Source organism: Micromonospora sp. NPDC007271 (assembly GCF_040634005.1).
GTDB lineage: Bacteria > Actinomycetota > Actinomycetes > Mycobacteriales > Micromonosporaceae > Micromonospora.
The window spans coordinates 1-17,289 of record NZ_JBEYER010000130.1; the positions used below are offsets into that span (position 1 = coordinate 1).

Annotated in this window: 17 protein-coding genes; 5 read left to right on the forward strand and 12 right to left on the reverse strand. The window is 69.0% G+C overall.

Translation table 11 applies throughout. The features are described from left to right. Positions 1-193: 193 nt before the first annotated feature. From ABZ570_RS30615 to ABZ570_RS30655, 9 genes are all read right to left on the reverse strand, one after another. Positions 194-1,222, reverse strand: coding sequence for a hypothetical protein (locus ABZ570_RS30615; protein WP_358071088.1), 1,029 nt, complete (start codon positions 1,220-1,222; stop codon positions 194-196). Next, positions 1,216-2,934, reverse strand: coding sequence for a carbamoyltransferase C-terminal domain-containing protein (locus ABZ570_RS30620; protein ID WP_358071090.1), 1,719 nt, complete (start codon positions 2,932-2,934; stop codon positions 1,216-1,218). The genes ABZ570_RS30615 and ABZ570_RS30620 overlap by 7 nt, the downstream gene beginning before the upstream one ends. After that, a complete protein-coding gene (locus ABZ570_RS30625; RefSeq protein WP_358071092.1) occupies positions 2,934-3,896 on the reverse strand; it encodes a thymidylate synthase in 963 nt (320 codons plus the stop codon). The genes ABZ570_RS30620 and ABZ570_RS30625 overlap by 1 nt, the downstream gene beginning before the upstream one ends. Beyond that, positions 3,884-4,909, reverse strand: a complete 1,026-nt coding sequence (locus tag ABZ570_RS30630) for an NAD-dependent epimerase/dehydratase family protein (protein ID WP_358071094.1) — start codon at positions 4,907-4,909, stop codon at positions 3,884-3,886. The genes ABZ570_RS30625 and ABZ570_RS30630 overlap by 13 nt, the downstream gene beginning before the upstream one ends. Beyond that, positions 4,870-6,171 carry a hypothetical protein gene (locus ABZ570_RS30635; RefSeq protein WP_358071096.1) on the reverse strand — a complete coding sequence of 434 codons (1,302 nt, stop codon included), beginning with the start codon at positions 6,169-6,171 and terminating at the stop codon, positions 4,870-4,872. Before ABZ570_RS30635 ends, ABZ570_RS30630 begins: the two co-directional genes overlap by 40 nt. Positions 6,172-6,289: 118 nt before the next feature. Then, the gene (locus ABZ570_RS30640) at positions 6,290-6,967 is read right to left on the reverse strand and encodes an N-acetyltransferase (RefSeq protein ID WP_358071098.1); all 678 of its coding nucleotides are present in this window, start codon (positions 6,965-6,967) and stop codon (positions 6,290-6,292) included. A 7-nt stretch (positions 6,968-6,974) separates the two neighbouring features. Beyond that, positions 6,975-7,652 (reverse strand): GPP34 family phosphoprotein, encoded by a 678-nt coding sequence (locus ABZ570_RS30645; RefSeq protein WP_358071120.1) that lies wholly within the window; start codon positions 7,650-7,652, stop codon positions 6,975-6,977. A gap of 11 nt (positions 7,653-7,663) precedes the next feature. Continuing rightward, positions 7,664-8,677, reverse strand: coding sequence for an acetamidase/formamidase family protein (locus ABZ570_RS30650; protein ID WP_358071100.1), 1,014 nt, complete (start codon positions 8,675-8,677; stop codon positions 7,664-7,666). Then, positions 8,674-10,080 carry an APC family permease gene (locus ABZ570_RS30655; RefSeq protein ID WP_358071102.1) on the reverse strand — a complete coding sequence of 469 codons (1,407 nt, stop codon included), beginning with the start codon at positions 10,078-10,080 and terminating at the stop codon, positions 8,674-8,676. The genes ABZ570_RS30650 and ABZ570_RS30655 overlap by 4 nt, the downstream gene beginning before the upstream one ends. A 349-nt stretch (positions 10,081-10,429) precedes the next feature. Between ABZ570_RS30655 and ABZ570_RS30660 the strand changes: the two genes are divergently transcribed. From ABZ570_RS30660 to ABZ570_RS30680, 5 genes are all read left to right on the forward strand, one after another. Next, positions 10,430-11,293, forward strand: coding sequence for a helix-turn-helix transcriptional regulator (locus ABZ570_RS30660; RefSeq protein WP_358071104.1), 864 nt, complete (start codon positions 10,430-10,432; stop codon positions 11,291-11,293). A 13-nt stretch (positions 11,294-11,306) separates the two neighbouring features. Next, positions 11,307-11,507: a DUF397 domain-containing protein gene (locus ABZ570_RS30665; protein WP_358071106.1), complete on the forward strand. Its 201-nt coding sequence runs from the start codon at positions 11,307-11,309 to the stop codon at positions 11,505-11,507. A gap of 158 nt (positions 11,508-11,665) precedes the next feature. After that, complete coding sequence (locus ABZ570_RS30670) at positions 11,666-13,048, forward strand: hypothetical protein (RefSeq protein ID WP_358071108.1); 1,383 nt, start codon at positions 11,666-11,668, stop codon at positions 13,046-13,048. Then, complete coding sequence (locus ABZ570_RS30675; protein ID WP_358071110.1) at positions 13,045-13,920, forward strand: aminoglycoside phosphotransferase family protein; 876 nt, start codon at positions 13,045-13,047, stop codon at positions 13,918-13,920. The genes ABZ570_RS30670 and ABZ570_RS30675 overlap by 4 nt, the downstream gene beginning before the upstream one ends. Positions 13,921-14,127: 207 nt before the next feature. Then, a complete protein-coding gene (locus ABZ570_RS30680) occupies positions 14,128-14,451 on the forward strand; it encodes a hypothetical protein (protein WP_358071112.1) in 324 nt (107 codons plus the stop codon). Positions 14,452-14,886: 435 nt separating this feature from the next. On the opposite strand, the gene ABZ570_RS30685 is transcribed toward ABZ570_RS30680, so the two are convergent. The 3 genes from ABZ570_RS30685 to ABZ570_RS30695 all read right to left on the reverse strand — a co-directional run bounded on the left by ABZ570_RS30685 (position 14,887) and on the right by ABZ570_RS30695 (position 17,169). After that, entirely contained in the window at positions 14,887-16,350 is a 1,464-nt protein-coding gene (locus tag ABZ570_RS30685) for a tyrosine-type recombinase/integrase (RefSeq protein ID WP_358071114.1), read from the reverse strand. 95 nt (positions 16,351-16,445) lie between these two features. Beyond that, positions 16,446-16,664 carry a helix-turn-helix domain-containing protein gene (locus ABZ570_RS30690; RefSeq protein WP_358071116.1) on the reverse strand — a complete coding sequence of 73 codons (219 nt, stop codon included), beginning with the start codon at positions 16,662-16,664 and terminating at the stop codon, positions 16,446-16,448. Between the two features lie 25 nt (positions 16,665-16,689). Further along, the gene (locus ABZ570_RS30695) at positions 16,690-17,169 is read right to left on the reverse strand and encodes a hypothetical protein (protein ID WP_358071118.1); all 480 of its coding nucleotides are present in this window, start codon (positions 17,167-17,169) and stop codon (positions 16,690-16,692) included. Between the last annotated feature and the right edge of the window lie 120 nt (positions 17,170-17,289).

A 17,289-nucleotide genomic window follows, 5' to 3' on the forward strand; every position in this document is an offset into this window, starting at 1 on the left:
TTCTCCATCGGGGTGGGGTTCCAGCCGTCGTCGTAGTAGAGCTTGTCGAGGTTGGTGACGGGAAGTCCGAGAGTGGTGGCGAGATGGCGGGCCAGGACGGTCTTGCCGGAGCCGCCGCAGCCGATGATGGCGATCCTGTCCATGGCCGCCGACAGTAGTCTCCGGCTGGTGCCGGCGGGCGGAGGCGAGCCGGTCATCGGCCGACCCCGTGGCCGGCGAGGACCTGCTCGATGGTGTCGAGCTGGCGGGATAGGCGGAACAGATCCAGCCGGTCCAGGCACAGGTCGATCAGTTCTGCGTGACGTTCGGTCCCGGCCAGGCTCACCAGCTCCGTGATCCTTCCTACGAGCTGACGCCCGTCGGCCGCGTGCAGTTCGGTTGGGGTGAACCGTGCGGCGTCGCGGATGGCCGCCGGGGTGAGCGGCAAGCAGCCGGCGAGGACTGCCTCGAACAGCCGTTGGGTCATGTGCGCCGCGCGGGCGTACCGGTCGGGCAGCAGCAGGAGCGTGGCCACCGACCGGTGGTAGAGGGCGTTCACCTCGACGAACGGCACCCGGCCGTGGAAGTTGAGACCAGGCCACCGCTGCGTACTGGTCCACTTCCCCGCGACTAGATGGGGATGACTGTTGGCGGCCGGGGCGAAGAACCGGTTGAAGGCGTCATCGCGCTCGTACTGGTTGCCGACGTACACCAGCGGCAGGTCCCGATGCCGGGCCGCGAGGGCCATGGGATCGGCAACATCGAGCGCGGAGTCCGCGACCGGGAACAGCAGCGACACCGCGCCGGGCGAAGGATGCAGCGCCGGTTCACAGACCGTCACGTTCGCCCCTTGCCGCAGCGGATCATGCTCCGGGAGCCGCCGGTCCTTGTCCCAGACCACGGTGGGAGTGCCCCGCCCGGTGTAGTGGTCGAGCAACTGTTGCTGCCGGTGCAGGTCGCAGGTGTGGCCCAGCGTGCCGCACGCTGTGGTGTTGCGGCCGGGGATCGGCCAGCGCCACTCCAGGAACAGCACGTCGACCTCGGGTAGCCCGTTGTCCCACCGGTAGGCGTGGGTTAGGTCGAGGCCTGCCTCCTCGCGGTCTCGGTTGGCCTGGACGAAGACGATCTCGTGCCCACGTTCACGGAGACCGTCGATGAGCACCCGGCGGTGGCTACGCCCGCCGTCGGGGGTGTCGGTGATGCCGGGGCCGAGGAAGCCCCAGAAGCTGTAGCCAATCAGCACTTGGTCACCCACCAGCCTTCCAGCATGAGAGCGTCGAGTCCGCTGTCGGTCAGGCAGTCCATCGCCATGTTTGGGGTGCCGCAGATCGGTTTGCCCTTGACGTTGAGCGAAGTGTTGATCAGCACCGGGTGGCCGGTGATCGCGGCGAACTCCGCCAGCACCTCGGCGAGGAAGGAGTTCGCGTCCGGGGTGATGGTCTGCACCCGGGCGGTGTTGTTGACGTGCACGACGGTGGGCAGTTTGTCGCGTGTCAAGTCGGTCACGCCGGAGGCGATCGACATGAACGGGGTCGGCTGCGGCAGGGTGAAGTAGTCGCGCGCGGCCGAGGCGAGCACGACGGGCGCGAACGGGCGGAACGGCTCGCGGAACTTCACCGTGGCGTTGAGTCGGTCGACCACGTCGGGCAGCAGCGGTGAGGCCAGGATCGATCGGTTGCCCAGCGCACGAGGGCCGGCCTCCAACGCGCCGTGGAACAGGCCCACCGTGTATCCCTCGGCGAGCTTGATCGCCAGGTGCTTGGCCGGTACGGCGGGCCGGTACGCGCTGAGCCCAGGGCGGGGATGTTCGGGCAGTGTCAGCCCCGTGTAGGCCGGACCGAGGTAGCAGCGGCCGGCGACGCCGGTGGGAATCCGGCGGGTGGCGTCGAGGCTGGCCGCCAGCGCCGCGCCGATCGCCGTGCCTGAGTCACCTGGTGCCGGCGGGACGTGGACCTCGTCGAAGATCCCGGCCTCTACGATCTTGCCGATCGCTACGCAGTTCGCGGTTACCCCACCGCCGAGGCACAGCAGTCGCATCCCGGTCACCGCGCGGGCGCGGCGAGCCAGGTGCAGCATGACCTCCTCGGTGCGGTCCTGGAGCGCGGCGGCTAGGTCGGCGTGGACGGGCTCCACCGGGGCGGCGGGGTCGCGGCTGGGACAGGTGGCGGCAACGAACTCGGCGCTGACCCGGGGGTAGCCGCGGGCGAGGACGCGCAGCGGAAACCAGCGCGGATTGAGTGCAAAACCGCGCTCAGTCAGCACAATCGCCTCGCGCATCAGTGGGCGGAACCGGCCTGGGTCGCCGAGCGCGGCGAGCGCCATGACCGTGCCCTCTTCGTCGCCCCGGCGCCAGCCGAGGTGCTCGGTGACTGCCCCGTAGGCGTAGCCGAGTGACGCCGGGTCGGTGATGTCCTCGGCGATGACGGTGCGGCAGTCTCCGTTCGACAGCCGGAGCCCGCTGCCGATGGTGGTGGACTGCACCTCGCCGAGGCTGTCCACCACCAGCACGGCAGCGGCGTCGTACTCGCTGGAGGCGAAGGCGTACAGGCCGTGGGCGCGGTGGTGCAGCACCGGCGCCATCCGGGCGCGCGGGAAACGACTCTGTAGTTCAGTCATCCGGGCGGTGAACCGGTCGTGGACCTTCCGGAAGCTGTCCGCTCGGGGCTGCGCCCGCTCCTGCGTCTCGGGCATCCGCGCGAACAGTTCGGTGGCGGGCAGGGCGTCGAGGTAACGGCGGCCGTCGAAGTTGTAGGCCACCACATCCACCGACCCGGGACCGATCCCGGCGGTGTCGAGCAGCCACGCGACGGCCTTGGCAGGGTAGGCGGCAGTGTGCTTGTCCCCGGTGAGCCGTTCCTCTTCGGCGAAGCCAACCAGGTCGCCGTCGACCAGGAGCCCGGCGGCCGAGTCGTGGGTGAACGCGCACAGACCCAGCACGACGTTGGTAGCGGTCATCAGGCACCCCCTCTCGCGGAGCCGGCCAGCTCCGCCGTGCCGGTGAGGCGGGCGTACCAGCTCTTCAAGGCCCGCCCCATGTCGCCATCGATCTTCGAGGCGAGATCTCGTGCAGCCGGCCGGTCGCCCGCGCTCCATCGGCGGTAGCTGGCCAGCACGGCGGCCATCGCCACCCAGGGTGCGTCGGCGTCCGGCATGACGTCGCCCGTCACCACGGTGGTGAGGAATTCGGTGAAGCCGTCCGCAGGTGCCGACAGCGCCGGCATGGCCGGTGACGGTGCAACCACGGATTCGGCCACTGTCGCGGCGGCCTGCTCGTGCTCGGCGTAAACGTGCAACGAGTCGACGTGATGGTGATAGGTGCCCAGGTCCACGCCGAGCCAGCCGGCCAGCAGCTCATGCAGCATGGTCGCGGCGAACAGGTCGTACGGCAGGCCGAGCCACACATCGTTGCTGCGCATGGTGGTGTGCATCTCCAACCGGCCGCGGCGGATGAAGAACCGGTAGTTCAGCGTGCAGGGCACGTCGCGGTGTCCGCACGTATCCCGCTGCGGGTCGTAAAGCTGGATGACCGCCTGTCGGCTGTCCGGATCGCGCCGCAGCAGACGGCGAACGTGATCGAGCTGGTCCACGCCGCGCCAGTGCCGCATCCTCGGTCCGTAGGCCCCTTGCAGCCTGCCTTCGTCGGCGTACCGTTCCAGCGACCGGTTGTACGTGAAGATCCACGGTGCGTCAGAGCCCGACAGGATCCACAGCGCCTCGGCGACCGCGAACGCGGGATTCAGCACACGCACCGGCGGCACGCTGACGAACCGGCGACGTGGATCGGTCAGCCGTAGATGCGCGCCGAGCACCTCCATGGTCGGCAGGCCGCGCGGCGTCGCACGGTGCCCTTGCACCAAGAGCTCTCGACACACCGACGCGTACAACTCGTTTGCCGATCCGGCCGTCAGGACGAGCATGCGGACACCTCCTCGATCGCCACACGCGGTGGGGTGTAGAGGCTGAGTTGATCGGGTGGGAGCCGGCGCAGCCACTCGGCGTGGCGCGCCAACCCGGTGTGCAGGTCGGTGTCGGGTCGGTACCCCAGCAAAGCGCGTGCCAGGGTCAGATCGGCGGCAGTGGCCGGAACATCCCCGGCCAGCGCAGGGATGGCGGCGAGCGGGACCGGCTGCCCGGTCACCTGCCGCGCCATACCGATGACGTCGATCATCGAGACGCTCGAACCGCCACCGACGTTCACCACGGCGGCCGGGACATCCACCGTCGCCGCCGCTAGCGTGGCATCGGCCACGTCCCCGACGTAGGTGAACTCCCGCCGCTGCGTACCGTCCCCGAACAAGGTGTACTGTTCGCCGGTCAACGCCGCCGCCAGCACGCGACCGATCGCCATGTCGGGCCGCTGCCTCGGCCCATAGACGGTGAAGTACCGCAACGCAACGACCGACAACCGGCTGCCAGGACGCTTCGCATGGGCCAGGCAGAGCTGCTCGCCGGCGAGCTTGCTAACCCCGTAGGGAGAGATCGGCAGCGTCGGCTCGTTCTCCCGGCTCGGGCTGCCACTGACGCCGTACACGCTGGATGACGAGGCGTAGACCAACCTCGGTACTTCCTGGCGCACGCATGCCGCCAACACACGCTCGGTGGCCAGGATGTTCGCCGTCACGTAGCGCGGGAAGCCGGTCCACGACGACCGGACACCAGGCACCGCCGCGAGGTGAAAGACGTATCGAACATCCTCCATGAGGCTGTCCAAGTCCGCGTCCATCAGATCCGCCTCCGCCCAGGAGAACCCGGGGTGGCCTACGACCTCCTGCAAATTGAGTCGCGCGATCGGATCTGTTCGCGGGCTTCGCCGGTCGATGCCGATCACCGTGTACCCCTGGTCGAGGAGTGCCTCTACAAGGTGCGAGCCGATGAATCCAGCTGCGCCCGTCACCACGACCTTGGTTCCTCGTGCAACGACGTTGTCCATGGGCGGGGGTCTGCCTTTCGGATGGGTGGCTGCTGGCCGTGGCCCCGCCGTGCGGAATCGCGTCGAGCGGTGCGCTGTCCTGCCCCGTCGAGGGCAGAGTTCTGGCCAAAATGGGGGACGTCGAAGGAACGCGGCCTGCCCGCCGGAAGGTCGGGCTGTTCGATCGGTTTCACCTCGGGTGGAATTGCCGGGGGTTCGGCGTTCTGGTGCTGGTGGCCTTTGGCGGCGCAGTCGCGCCAGATGCGGGTCAGGTGCTGGGTCATGCGGGCGGTGGCGGGGTGGCCGGGGTGCTCGCGGCGGTGGGTGGTGATGGTGTCCGCGAGGAGGGTGCGGGCGGCTTGGCAGTGACCGAGGGCGTGCAGGGCGAGGGCGGTGGTGGCCTGGGCTGCGAGGGTTCGCGAAGCATGCGGCCCGGCGGTCGCGGCAAGGTGTTCAGCGAGCTGTCGGTAGAGGCGGTACGCGCGCTGGTGATGTCCGGCGCGCCGGTGGGCGGCGGCGAGGATGTGGAGGGCGTGAAGACTCCGCTGGCGCGTAGGTCCGTAGAGGTGGGCCGTGCTGTGGTGGGCGTAGGTGGCCCAGGTGATGGCGTCGGTGAGGTGGCCGAGGCGGAGTTGCAGTTCGACCAGGAGGGTGGCGGCTTCGGCGTGCAGAGGGTTGGCGGGCGCGGTGGCGGGGTCGACGCCGGTGAGGCTGGCGTGCAGGAACTGCCGGGCGCGCAACGGGTCGCTGACGGCCAGGTTGCGGGCGGTTGCGACACGCTGGGCGCGTTCGGTGTCGAGCCGGTTGGGCTCGACGACTGGGGTGGCTCGCCAGGTGAGGGTGACGTCGCTGGGCGTGGCCCCCACGGTGACGCGGGCGACGACGCGGTGGGCGTGGACGGCTGCGAGGTGTGGCGGGGTCGGCGTGCCGGTCGACGGGATGAGCCGAGGGGTGTGCGCCAGGATCGCTCGGCCGACGGTGTCGGCGACGGCAACGCCGTCCAGCGGGCGGGGTCTGCAGCCGTTCTGGCACTGGTAGCCCTGGCCCGAGTCGTGCGACTGGGCGTGCGTCATCGGCTGCTGGCAGTACCTGCAGTGCAGCAGCCCCGGCGGCAGGTACGCCTCCCGCGACTCGGCGGCGGGTTTGCCTCGCTGGAGGGTGACTGGGGCAGTGGCCTTGTTGACCCACTTCTGGACCAGGCGCGGGTCGAGGCCCATCTGGCGGGCGACGGTGGTGACGGCGCCGTATGCCTTCACGACGCGGGCGTCCGTGACACGCTGCACGACGGCGTCGATGAGTTCTCGAGGGTATCTGCTGGGAAACGGCATGGTTTGCGGTATCGGTTGGGGGTCGAGATGGTCGGTCGCCGGGCCGGCCTGTCTGGTGACGAGAGCGGCAGGGCTAGACATGGAAGCCCTGCCAGCGGTTGTCGACGGGGCGGGCCGGGTTGATCGGCATGCCCCCGCCGCTGCTGCTGTCACGGCGGGCGTTGCGGCGCATCGGCTGCAGGGCCGGGCCATCGGGCAGGGCGATCGCCGGTCGAGGCGTGTAGCCGTGGCGCGCGAACAGGTGCTCCCCGCCTGCGAGGACGGCGGTCCAGGACGGTAGGTCGATGCGGTCGAGTCGGCTGCGATGATGGGCCAGCAGCGCGGTGCCACGGCCGGCCTTCTGGGCGTCGGGACGGGCGGCGAGGAACGCGAGGTGGTAGTGCGGCTCGGTCGGCTGTTTCTCGGCTAGAAGCGCGTCCAGCAGATCGAACCGGTCGGCGTGTGGTCCGGCAACCTCAGTCAGGCGGGTGCGGTAGTTGGCTGGTGGCGGGATGGGCCGGTAGCGGTGGAAGCCGACAGTGGTGGCGGTGTGGTCGTCGGTGAGGTGGATGTCGCCGAAGAACAGCGCATGCTCTACCCAGATCGCCACGACATCGGTGAGCACCTGGCGGCGCTGCTGCAGGTCAGGTAGCAGCCACGCCGCCAGCGGGCTGAGGTGCAAGGCGTCGGCGATCAGCGCGGCGACCAGGTCCTTGTCCGTCCAGCGAGCAGCGCGGATACGCGCAGCGGCATTCATCGCGTAGCTCTCCATGTCGCGCTCACCGGTAGGTGGCGGTGGCGAGGTCACCGACCGCGGCGTCGACGGCGGCGGTGATGTCCCACACCGACCGATGATGCTGGCCGGCGATCGCCTTGAGTCGTTCGGTGAGGACGGTGGTGTCGTCATCGAGATACAGGTGGGCCGTCAGGCCGAGGGTGGCGACAAGTCCGGCGAGGGCGGCGGTGTGGTTGTCGGGCTGCTCCCGACCGGCGGCGAGGTATCGCAGCCGGGCCCGGGCGACAACAGGCCATTTGGTGTCCGTCGGGAGGTAGGTGTCGGTACGGGCGAGGCCACCGAGGCGTCGGCGAGTGACCTGCCGAAGGATCCCGGCGGCGACAAGTCCGGCGCGGGTGCGCTCGTACAGGTCGTCGGCGAAGCCACGCAGGAAGACCTTCACCGGTGGGGCGGTGCGCCCGCGGCGGATGGCGGCGATGGCGGTGTCGGCGATCAGGTCACCCACCGGCTGATCGCTGTACAGGCGCAGCCACCGGTCGCCGGCCGGGCGGTCGTCGGTCGGGTCGAGGGCGATCCGCCCGGCGAGGAACAGGTCGATCAGGACCGCGCCGGCCAGCCCCAGCGCCAGCGCCTGGCGGTGGATGTGCGGGTGGCCGGTGTCGTCGTTGTGGCCGAGCAGGAACAACTCGTCGCGCAGCGGCAAGCGCGGGATTGCCATCAGTCCCGCCCCCTTCACCGCAGCCCGACGGCAAGCTGCCGCAACCGGGCGTGCACGCCGCCGTAGGCGGGTTCGGGCGCGGGGAGCAGGGCCCTGTCGACCGCCGCGAGGACGGTGTAGTTCGGGTCGCACACGTTGCCGATCGGCGCCCGCCCCGCCTGCGACGCCAATTGGTAGGCGTCCAGGGTCTCCAGGCCGGTCAGGGATCCCACCCAGCCGACGAGGTCGTGGTGGGCGATGCGGTAGGCGTCCTCCAATGGGCGGGCGCAGCCGATCGACATGATTGCGGCGTCGGTTTCCAGGCGCGGCCACACCGTCGGCACGCCCTTGATGACCTCGACGGCGAGGGTTGTGGTGGTGGCGATCTCGACACCGACGCCGCAGGCCTCGCCCTCGCCCTGGCGGGCGTGGCCGTCGCCGAGCGCCAGCATCGCCCCGTGCACCCTGACACCGAGATAGAGGGTTGTCCCGGCACGCAGTTGTGGGGTGTCGAGGTTCCCGCCGTGGGTGTCCGGGACGATCGTGGAGCGGGCCTCGAACCCGCCAGGGGCCACCCCGATCGTGCCGATCATCGCCTCCAGCGGCAGGTCGACGCTGTGGTCGCTCTCCGTGGCCTGGAACCGCACACTGCCCGCCTGTCGGTCGATGCTGTACACCCACACTCGCTCCTCCAGCGGCGGCTGCAGGGTTGCCGTGTGGGAGGTCGACGTGAGGGCACCGAAGTGCGGGAACGTCGAGGACACACCCCAGTCGCGGGCGGGGGTGATGGAGGCGAGGTGGATGGCGAGGGTGTCGCCGGGCTCGGCGTCCTCGATGAAGAAGGGACCGGAGACGGGGTTGAGGTAGGGCATGCGGCACACCTGCGACGGCAGGTCCGCCGGTCCCCGCACGAGCCCGCCGAAGCAGTCCTCCGTAGCCACTTCGAGCACGTCACCGGAGCGCAGGTGCGCGACCGGCATGCGCCCGCCGAAGGTGTAGGCCAACTCGTCCCGCGCCGGGCGGTAGGTGATCTTCTCCATGACGGTCACACCCTCTCCACGTCAGGCTGCTGTGGCTGGACGGGTGCCAGACCGGACAGCACCGGCCGGCGACCCGTGGCGTACAGGCCGGCGAGCACCACCACGCCGAGGGCGAGCCAAGCCAGGCCGAGGCGCTGGGCGGCGATGTTCGCGTTGACCACCACGTAGGCGAGGATCACGAACCCGACCGCAGGCATCACCAGGTGCGCCCACCAGTTGCGACTGCGTCGGCGGATGAGGTGGTGCACGACCACGGAGACGTGCAGGACGAGGAAGGCGACCATCGCCCCGAAGTTGATCAGCGACGACAGGAGCGTGATCCCGTCGGCGCGGGTGGCCATGTACAGGCCGAGGGCGAGGGACACGGCACCGGTGAGCAGAGTGGCGTTGATCGGCACGTTCCGGCGGATCGACACCTTCGCCAGAAACGCGGGCAGCTGCCGGTCCCGGGCCATCGCGTACAGCAACCGCGAGGTGGCTACCTGGGCGACCATCGAGTTCGGCAGGCCCCACGCGATCGCGGTGGCCACCGCGCACAGGGTTGCCAGCCAGCTCCCGCCCGCGACTTGGGCGGCGTCGTAGAAGGCGGTGCCATTCGGATCCCCGTCGGCCAGCAGCCCGGACGGGTCGGGGACGAGCATCGCGGCCAGCCACGTCTGCGCAATGAACAACACCCCCGCCAGCATCAGGACCGCCGCCATCGCCCGGCCGATCGGCCGGGAACCGCCCTTGGCCTCCTCGGCCAGCATGCTGATCCCGTCGAAACCCAGGAAGCTGAGCACGGCGATTGACACCGCCCCAGCGACGACCGACCAGGTGAAGGTGTCCGGGTTGTAGAACGCCTCCCAGCTGAACCGACCCTTCCCGGAGGCGATCGCCCAGCCTGCGACGGCGATGAAGATCGCCAGGACGGTCAGCTCGCCGACCAGCATCACCCGAGTGACCACCGCGGTCATCCGGATCCCGACCGAGTTGACGACGGTGTTGACCGCGACGAAGCCCAACAGCCACAGCCACACCGGCACGGCGGGCACGGTCGCGTGCATCGCCACCGATGCCACCAGATACAGCAACCCCGGCACGAGCACGTAGTCGAGGAGGATCACCCAGCCGGCGAGGAAGCCGGCGGGTGGGCTGATGCCGCGGCCGGCGTAGTTGTAGACGCTGCCTGACATGGGGAACGCTCGGACCATCTGCGCGTACGAGAACGCCGTGAACACGAGGGCCACGACACCGATGGCGTACGCCAGGGCCACCATGCCGCCGGAGCCGGCGTAGACGCTGCCGAAGATCGCCATCGGCGCAATCGGCACCATGTACACCAGCCCATACGCGATCAGGTCCCGGAACCGCAGCTTCCGGGCCAGCTCCTGTCGATAGCCGTAGCGGGCCAGCTCATCCTGCTCATACATCACGCAAGCCTTTCCAAAAGGGGACATAGGCCTTCGAAGGCGTCGCCCAACGGGTCGATCCGCCTCGTCATGACACGCCCGAGTGCTCAGTCGCCAGCCTTCGCGTCACGGTCTGTCATCGCCCTGGTGGCATCCGTGACTTGCCGACCACGGTCGCCTACCGGCTGATGCCGAGGGAAGACGCTCGGCTGGGGAGGGAGGGGGATGGTTGGGGAGGGAGGGATCCTCGTCGCATCCCTCGTCGTCCCGGTCGCGGAGGGTTACGGGCACGAACCGTTCAGATGTACGCTCGGGCCGGCGACGTCCGCGTCATTGCACAGTTCACTCAGGGCGTCGGTCGGAGGTGCTGGTGATCAGTACGTACGTCCGGCGGCTGCGGCTGGCGGCCGAGCTGGTTGCGCTACGTCAGGACCGGCGGATGTCGTCCGAGGCGCTGGCCCGCGCGGCCGGCCTCCCGAGGACGACCGTCTCGCGGCTGGAGAACGGCCGCATGAGGCCCAATCCGAACGACGTGATGAAGATTCTGGAGCAGCTCAAGGTCACCGGGGAGGAATGGACAACGCTGCTGACCATCGCCCGGCAGGCCAGCGAGCGAGGATGGTGGGAGTCGGCGGCCAGTGAGATGGGAGCCCGCCAGGCGCTGTATGCGAACCTTGAGGCAGGCGCATCCGCTATCCGCGAGTACCACATGACACTGCTACCTGGACTGCTGCAGACCGGAGAGTTCACGCGGGCGCGAGCGGGCGTTGACAAGGCCGACTGGTCGGCGCATTTCGCTCCCGAACGTGCGGTCGAGGCGCGTATCGGACGGCAACGAGTGCTTCATCGCCCGGACGGCCCTACCTACGAGGTTGTCATCGATGAGCTGGCGGTCCGCCGGCCTGCTGCTGCCGCTCCCGTGCTTCGCGATCAGCTGGTGCACATCGCCCATCAGGCCAATACGGCTAGCAAGATCAGTGTGCAGGTCCTGCCCGTTGACGGTCGGATCAGCGGCCACATGGTGCCGCGGTCGGGGTTCTCGATCTACACCTACCCGGACCCGCAGGACCCGGTCGTCGTCGCGGTCGACACCGTCACCGACGACCTGGTGCTGACCAACCCTGAGGCCGTGAACCACTACCTTGACCTGTACGAGCGGTTGAGCGAGGCCTCACTCCGACCCGAGCAGAGTGTGCGGCTCCTGCTGGACACCGCCGACAAGATTACGACGTGACAGGAAGAGCAGCGTGACCGAACCGACCTTCACCAACTGGCGGAAGTCCACCAAGAGCAGCGGCGGCGGAAACTGCGTCGAGGTGGCACACGATCGGGTCACTGTTGGCGTTCGGGACACCAAGGATCGCAGCGGTGGAACCCTCGTCTTCTCCGCGGCCGGGTGGCGCGCCTTCCTTGACGGCCTGCGCGAAGGCGAGCTCGGCCTTCGCTGATCTTCACTCCCGAAGCTCCTTCCCTCAGTTGGGCCGGCCTCACCAGGCCGGCCCAACTGTCTCGTCAGGAGGGCAGAGAGAACGATCAGGATCGACTTCACACGGGGCTTGAGAAGAGTGACTGACGGTGCAATGCTGTCCCAAATACGGCAAGTGAAATGTTCAAGGGCTGCGCGGTTCAAAGCAGCCTGACGCTGACCCGGGGCCGCATCGTGACGAACCAGCTACTCCGCTCGGCGCGCGAGCGCCTGCCCTCTCCACGGTGCCCCGGAGAGCTGATGTCGCGGTCCGAGTTGGTAGCTCTGGTCAACGAGGTGCTGTATCCGGACCCGCACCGGCGCAGCCGCAGCGCCTTCAACGCCAACTATCTGGGCAAGCTCGAAGACGGACTGATCCATTGGCCCAAGGCTGAGTACCGTGCCGCGCTGCGAGCCGCCCTCGGCGCCCAGAGCGACGAGGAGCTCGGCTTCTATAACCCGCGTGCTCGTAGCTCGGCTAACGTCGATAACGTGGACCGACGAGACATGCTCGGCATGCTGGGAGTGTTGGTGGGAGCCGGCGTCGTCAGCTCTCCCGCGATGACGCTGCTAGGAACCGGGCCATCACACGAACTACCGCAACGCATCGGCCGCGAACACATCAAACAGGTCGTCGAAGCGGCGGACATCTTCGAGCACTGGGACAACAGCCACGGCGGCGCCCTCACCCGCGAAATCGCCGACGACAAGCTGCGTCGGCTCGCCCAGCTCCTCCAACGCTCGTGCCCGCCGAAGCTCCAACCCGACCTGCACACCGCCATGGCGCAGCTGGCCGGCGTAGTCGCGTTCATGCTCTTCGACGCCTACGAACACGACGCCGCGCGCAGGAGGTTCGCCTTCGCGCTGCAGTGCGCGGAGATCGGCGGGAACTGGCACCAACGGGCCCTGCTGCTGTCCTACATGGCTCGCCAGGCCGTCTGGTGTGGGCAGCCCGACGACGGCCTCACCTACGTCGAGATGGGGCTCGTGCGAGCCGAACGGCTCACGGCAACAGAACGCGCCATGCTTCATACCGTCCGCGCTCGCGCGCTGGCCAAGCTCGGTCCGGCTCGCGCCCAGGAGGCCCTGGCGGCAGTAGGAGCGGCGGACGAGGCGTTCGCTCACTCGCAGCCAGCCGACGACCCGCCCTGGATGCGCTTCTACGACGAGGCCCAGCACCACGGCGACACCGCTCACGCGCTGTACGACGTTGCCATGAACACCAAGCTTCCAACCGAGGCCGGCAGCCGGTTCCAGTACTCGGTTGAGCATCACCAGCCAGAGTTCGCACGTTCCAGAGCGATCTCCCGCACCAAACTTGCATCACTCACCATGGTCCAAGGTGATCCTCGCGAGGCCGCGCACATCGGTCAGCTCGCGCTCAATGATGCTGGCACCGTTCGCTCTCTCCGCGCCGCAGACGACCTTCGCGAGCTGCATCGCCTGGCCGGAACCCATACGGGCATCCCAGAGGTTGACGCGCTGCGCACCCAACTCCAGTCGACGGTCAGGGCGGTTGCATGACCGACGTCATGGCAGTGCTCACCCGAGCCTGCCAGGAGGCCGGGCTCGACGCCACGGGCGCTGAGCTAATCCGGGCAGGGGAGAACGTCCTGTACCGCCTTCCCGGCGCTGTCGTCGCCCGCGTTACACGACCCGGACAAACAGGCGCAGCAGCCAAGGAGGTACGGGTCTCTCGTTGGCTGCAACAGGCTGGCATCCCTGTCGTCCGGGTCGTGCCCGGCGTTGCCCAGCCAGTACAGGTCGACGGCCGGGCCGTGACGTTCTGGCAGGAGTTGCCCGAACACCACGAGGGAACTATTGACCAGGTGGCCGACATCCTCCGGCAAATCCACGACCTCCAACCCCCACCAGACCTCGCCCTGCCCGCGCTGGCGCCGTTCGTGCGGCTCAAGGAACGCATCACCGAGACCACGGTGTTCAACGCCGAAGAGCGGGAGTGGCTACTGAAGCACCTTCAGCGCCTAACCGAGCAGTACGAAAACCTGCCCGCCGGCCTTCCAAAGGCAGCCGTGCACGGCGACGCCTGGGGCGGCAACATCGTCACCACCACCACCGGCCCAGTCGTGCTCGATCTAGAGCGCTTCGCCTACGGACATCCCGAGTGGGATCTCGCATCCATTGCAGTTGACCACTTCACGTTCGGATCCATGACAGCGACAGAGTGGGCGCGATTCTGCACACGCTACGGTTACGACGTCACCGAATGGGAGGGCTACGCCGTCCTGCGCGATGCGCGGGAGCTGCGCAAGGTCACGTTCGCCGCGCAGATGGCCACCCAGCAACCCCGTCTGAACTCGCAAGCGCGGTACCGGCTGGCGTGCATCCGCGGCGAACAGGGGCCCCGGCCCTGGCACTGGACCCCCGTCCCCTGACATCGCCCAAACGACCGGAGACAGGGCTCGCGCACGCCAGCTCCCCCGTACCAGCGCCTACGCCCGCCCTGAGTTCACGGGTCCGAGGAACTCGTACGCCGACAGCCCTACGCGGCCAAGACGATCAGGCCCTACCTCCTGGCGGTGCGGGATACCGCCGGCGTGGACGCCGTCGCCAGGGCCAACCGATCAACGACGCGGTGAAGCGTGCACGAGGACGGCATCAGCACCTCGCTGAAGCACACCAACTACCAGCTTGACACCGCTGGCGCCGGTCACGAGCCCCACCCGTGGAACTGGACCGAGTCCGCCGGGCATTTCCGCAGCGTGGTGACCAAGGAAGCCGAACTGGCCGAGCACATCGCCCGCACCATCGACCGTTGGGTCAAGGCGAACGCGGGCATCGACGCCGCGAACCTGGCCGCTATGCGCGCCGCCTCCAAGGACCTCAAGGCCGCCGCTCGAAGCCTTGTGAACCTGGGCAATAAGTTGCGCAACGTGCAGGCATGCCTCGACGTCACTCAGTCGTAGTCCCATGCGCAGCAGCATCTCTACTGCTTTCAATCGGCACGCGTGGGATCGGCAAGCCCGTCTCGCTTCCCGACGACCGACCGATGACTCCCGACCGGGTCGCCTGGACGGAGTATCCCGGGCACGGCACGGCCCGGGACCGAGTTGTTCGGCGAGGTCAGGGGGCTGGCCGTGGCCGAACTCGGCTGCGGCCAACAGCTTGACCTCAACCCGCCCGGCGACATCCGGTGGTACGGCACCCGGCGCCATACCCGGTGCCGGGTGCGGCTTCAGGGGCGCCACGGCCTGGTGGTAGCTCCGAAAGTCCTGGCGGGGCGGCGGCCGATCGGACGGCCATGGCGGATCCGAAGGCGAGCAGCCCGGCGGGCTGGCCGGTCTGCCGCGACGGGATCACAGGCCTGCCGCGGGCCGGATCACTCTATTCAGGGGTGGTGCTTATGCCGCTTTGCGGTTGCGGCGGGGGATGAGTTTGGTGGTGGCCTCGGCGGTGGATCGCTTCAGTTCCTGCAGGACGGAGGTGTAGGTGTCGGCGGTGAGTTTGTAGGAGGCGTGGCCGAGGGTGTCTTGGATTTCCTTGATGCTGGCTCCGGCGGCGAGCATGAGGGTCGCGGCGGTGTGTCGCAGGTCGTGGAATCGGACGGGTGGTAGGCCGCTGGCGGTGACGAGGCGGTCGAAGCGTGCGGTGATGAGTTCGGGGTGCCAGGGTCGGCCGTCGCGGCGGACGAAGAAGATGTCGCTGCGGTGCCACGTGTGGCCGGCGGCGAGTTTCCACGCTGCGCGTCGGGCGAGGTAGGCGCGCAGCACGTCGACGGTTTCCTCTGCGAGGGGCACTATCCGGTCACCAGCGGCGGACTTCACCTCCTTTTCGATGACTTGGTAGCCGACGCTGGTGCGTTGTTCGGTGATGGTGAGCTCGCCGGTGGCCAGGTCGACGTCGTAGTCGTGCAGCCCGGCCAGCTCACCGCGTCGGGGTCCGCGGTGCACGGCGAGGTCGAACAGCGCCGATAGTTCGGGGTCGTGGGCTTCGACGTAGTCGAGGAACTGGCCGACTTGCGCGGGGGTCCACACCATGACGGGGCTGGGGCGGCGTCCGGTGTGCCGCCAGCGGTTGACGGCGGCGGCGGTCCACAGTCTCGGCTTGGGTGGGGTGCCGGAGCGCAGGTTCACCGACTCGGCGGGGTTGTGGTCGACGAGCTGGTGGCGGTAGAGGCGGCGGGCGTCGTTGAGGGCCTTGCGGAGGGTGGCGAGGATGCGGTGCATGCTGGCGGCGCTGACGGTGCGCACGCCCTTGACCGTGTCCCGCACCGCGCGGTCGGGGCTGGCGCGCAGGGTGAGGATCTCCGTGTTGCGGGCTTCGATGGCGGCGAACACGGTCTGGATGTGCCCGGCGGTCAGGGTGTGCAGGGGCACGTGCCCGATCTGGGGCTTCCAGTACTTGGTGATGTGGTCGCGGTAGCTGCGCATGGTGGCCGGTGCGAGGCCGGTGCGGTTGCCGATCCAGGTGTCGAGGTAGGCGCCGAGGGTCAGCGCGCCGCCGGTGGTGGGCATACCGGCGTGGATACGGCGGGCGACGAGATCCTTCTGTGGCAGCGGCTCGCCGGGTTTGAGCTGGTGCAGCAGGTCCGCGATGTGCTGGCGCAGCACCTTGTCGGGGCCGGCGAGGTCGAGCAGACCCCGCGCGTGGTCGCGTTCGTTCGCGGCTTCGTCGCGGGTGGTGAATCCGGCGCGGCGTAGCTGCCGACGAGCACCGGAGGCGGCAGCGGGGAGTTCGAGTTGATATGCCCAGCTGCCGTGGTGGGGGTTCCAGCCGGTGCCGCGGCGCAGCTTGGGGCACTTCGCGCCGAGACGTTTGCCGTCCCGGCGGCAACTGCACTGTTTGGTGATCGATCCTTCGGCCATCAGAGATGCCTCTCCTTCACACCGGTGCCGCATCCGGCGGCATCGGATTGTCGGGTGTCGCTGGTGGTTGATCGACGCTCGCCACGGCCGGACGATCAAGTCGGCGGCGGGCGGGTGGCGTCGGTGGCGGTGAGGACGGCGATGATCGCGGTCACGGACACGCGGTAGCGGGAACCAACCTTGATCACGGGCACCGGCAGGGTCCCGGCCTGGGCCATGTCGTAGGCGCTGCTGCGGGACAGGCCGAAGATCTCCCCGGCGGTGGCGACGTCGGTGACCGCACCGAGCGCGCGGATCCGCTCGAGGGTCCACACACGCTTTCCGGACGGCGGCGGGTGCTCACATGGCGGGCGCGATGACATGAGGTGCTCCTTCCAGGATGTCGAGCAGGTCCTGCTCGTCGCGGGACGCTTCGCTGTCCTGCCACACGGTGGGCGCGTCCAGCAGGCGGATGCCGTAGTGCCGCAGGACTCTCAGGCGGGAGGTGAGCTGGCCGCCAGTGCGCCGAGTGACGTCGGCCGGCGCGGTGCCGGCGGGCGCGGTGACGGCGACGCGCGCGTCGGCGGCCACCACCCGCAGGCGGCGTTGCGTGTGCGGGTCGGCGGGTCCGGGCGGGGTGAGGGTGTGGTTGTGGCAGCCGGTGACCCGGATCGCCCCGCCGTCGAGGGCTTCTTCCAGGAGGTACTCGAAGGCGGCGATGTCGGTGTCGGTGTCTTCGTGGACCACGCGGGCGGCGATCGGCACCCGGAAGGTGACGGTCCTGGCGTCCGACGCGGTGACGGTGACGGCAGTGGACGACTGGGCGGGTGGAGTCTTCATGGCGGCTTGCGCTCCTTGTGCGGGTTTGTGTGCACGGGCGGGCCGGGGGTGGGCGTCCATGGACGCCGGGTCGTGCAGACCGAGCCGGCCGAGGCCTTCGCCTTCTGGGACTACGGGCCG

Coding starts and splice junctions, on each gene's coding strand:
- ABZ570_RS30620 (WP_358071090.1), bottom strand. CDS start 2,934: ATGACCGCTACCAACGTCGTGCTGGGTCTGTGCGCGTTCACCCACGAC.
- ABZ570_RS30625 (WP_358071092.1), bottom strand. CDS start 3,896: ATGCTCGTCCTGACGGCCGGATCGGCAAACGAGTTGTACGCGTCGGTG.
- ABZ570_RS30630 (WP_358071094.1), bottom strand. CDS start 4,909: ATGGACAACGTCGTTGCACGAGGAACCAAGGTCGTGGTGACGGGCGCA.
- ABZ570_RS30640 (WP_358071098.1), bottom strand. CDS start 6,967: ATGGAGAGCTACGCGATGAATGCCGCTGCGCGTATCCGCGCTGCTCGC.
- ABZ570_RS30655 (WP_358071102.1), bottom strand. CDS start 10,080: ATGTATGAGCAGGATGAGCTGGCCCGCTACGGCTATCGACAGGAGCTG.
- ABZ570_RS30670 (WP_358071108.1), top strand. CDS start 11,666: ATGTTCAAGGGCTGCGCGGTTCAAAGCAGCCTGACGCTGACCCGGGGC.
- ABZ570_RS30675 (WP_358071110.1), top strand. CDS start 13,045: ATGACCGACGTCATGGCAGTGCTCACCCGAGCCTGCCAGGAGGCCGGG.
- ABZ570_RS30685 (WP_358071114.1), bottom strand. CDS start 16,350: ATGGCCGAAGGATCGATCACCAAACAGTGCAGTTGCCGCCGGGACGGC.
- ABZ570_RS30695 (WP_358071118.1), bottom strand. CDS start 17,169: ATGAAGACTCCACCCGCCCAGTCGTCCACTGCCGTCACCGTCACCGCG.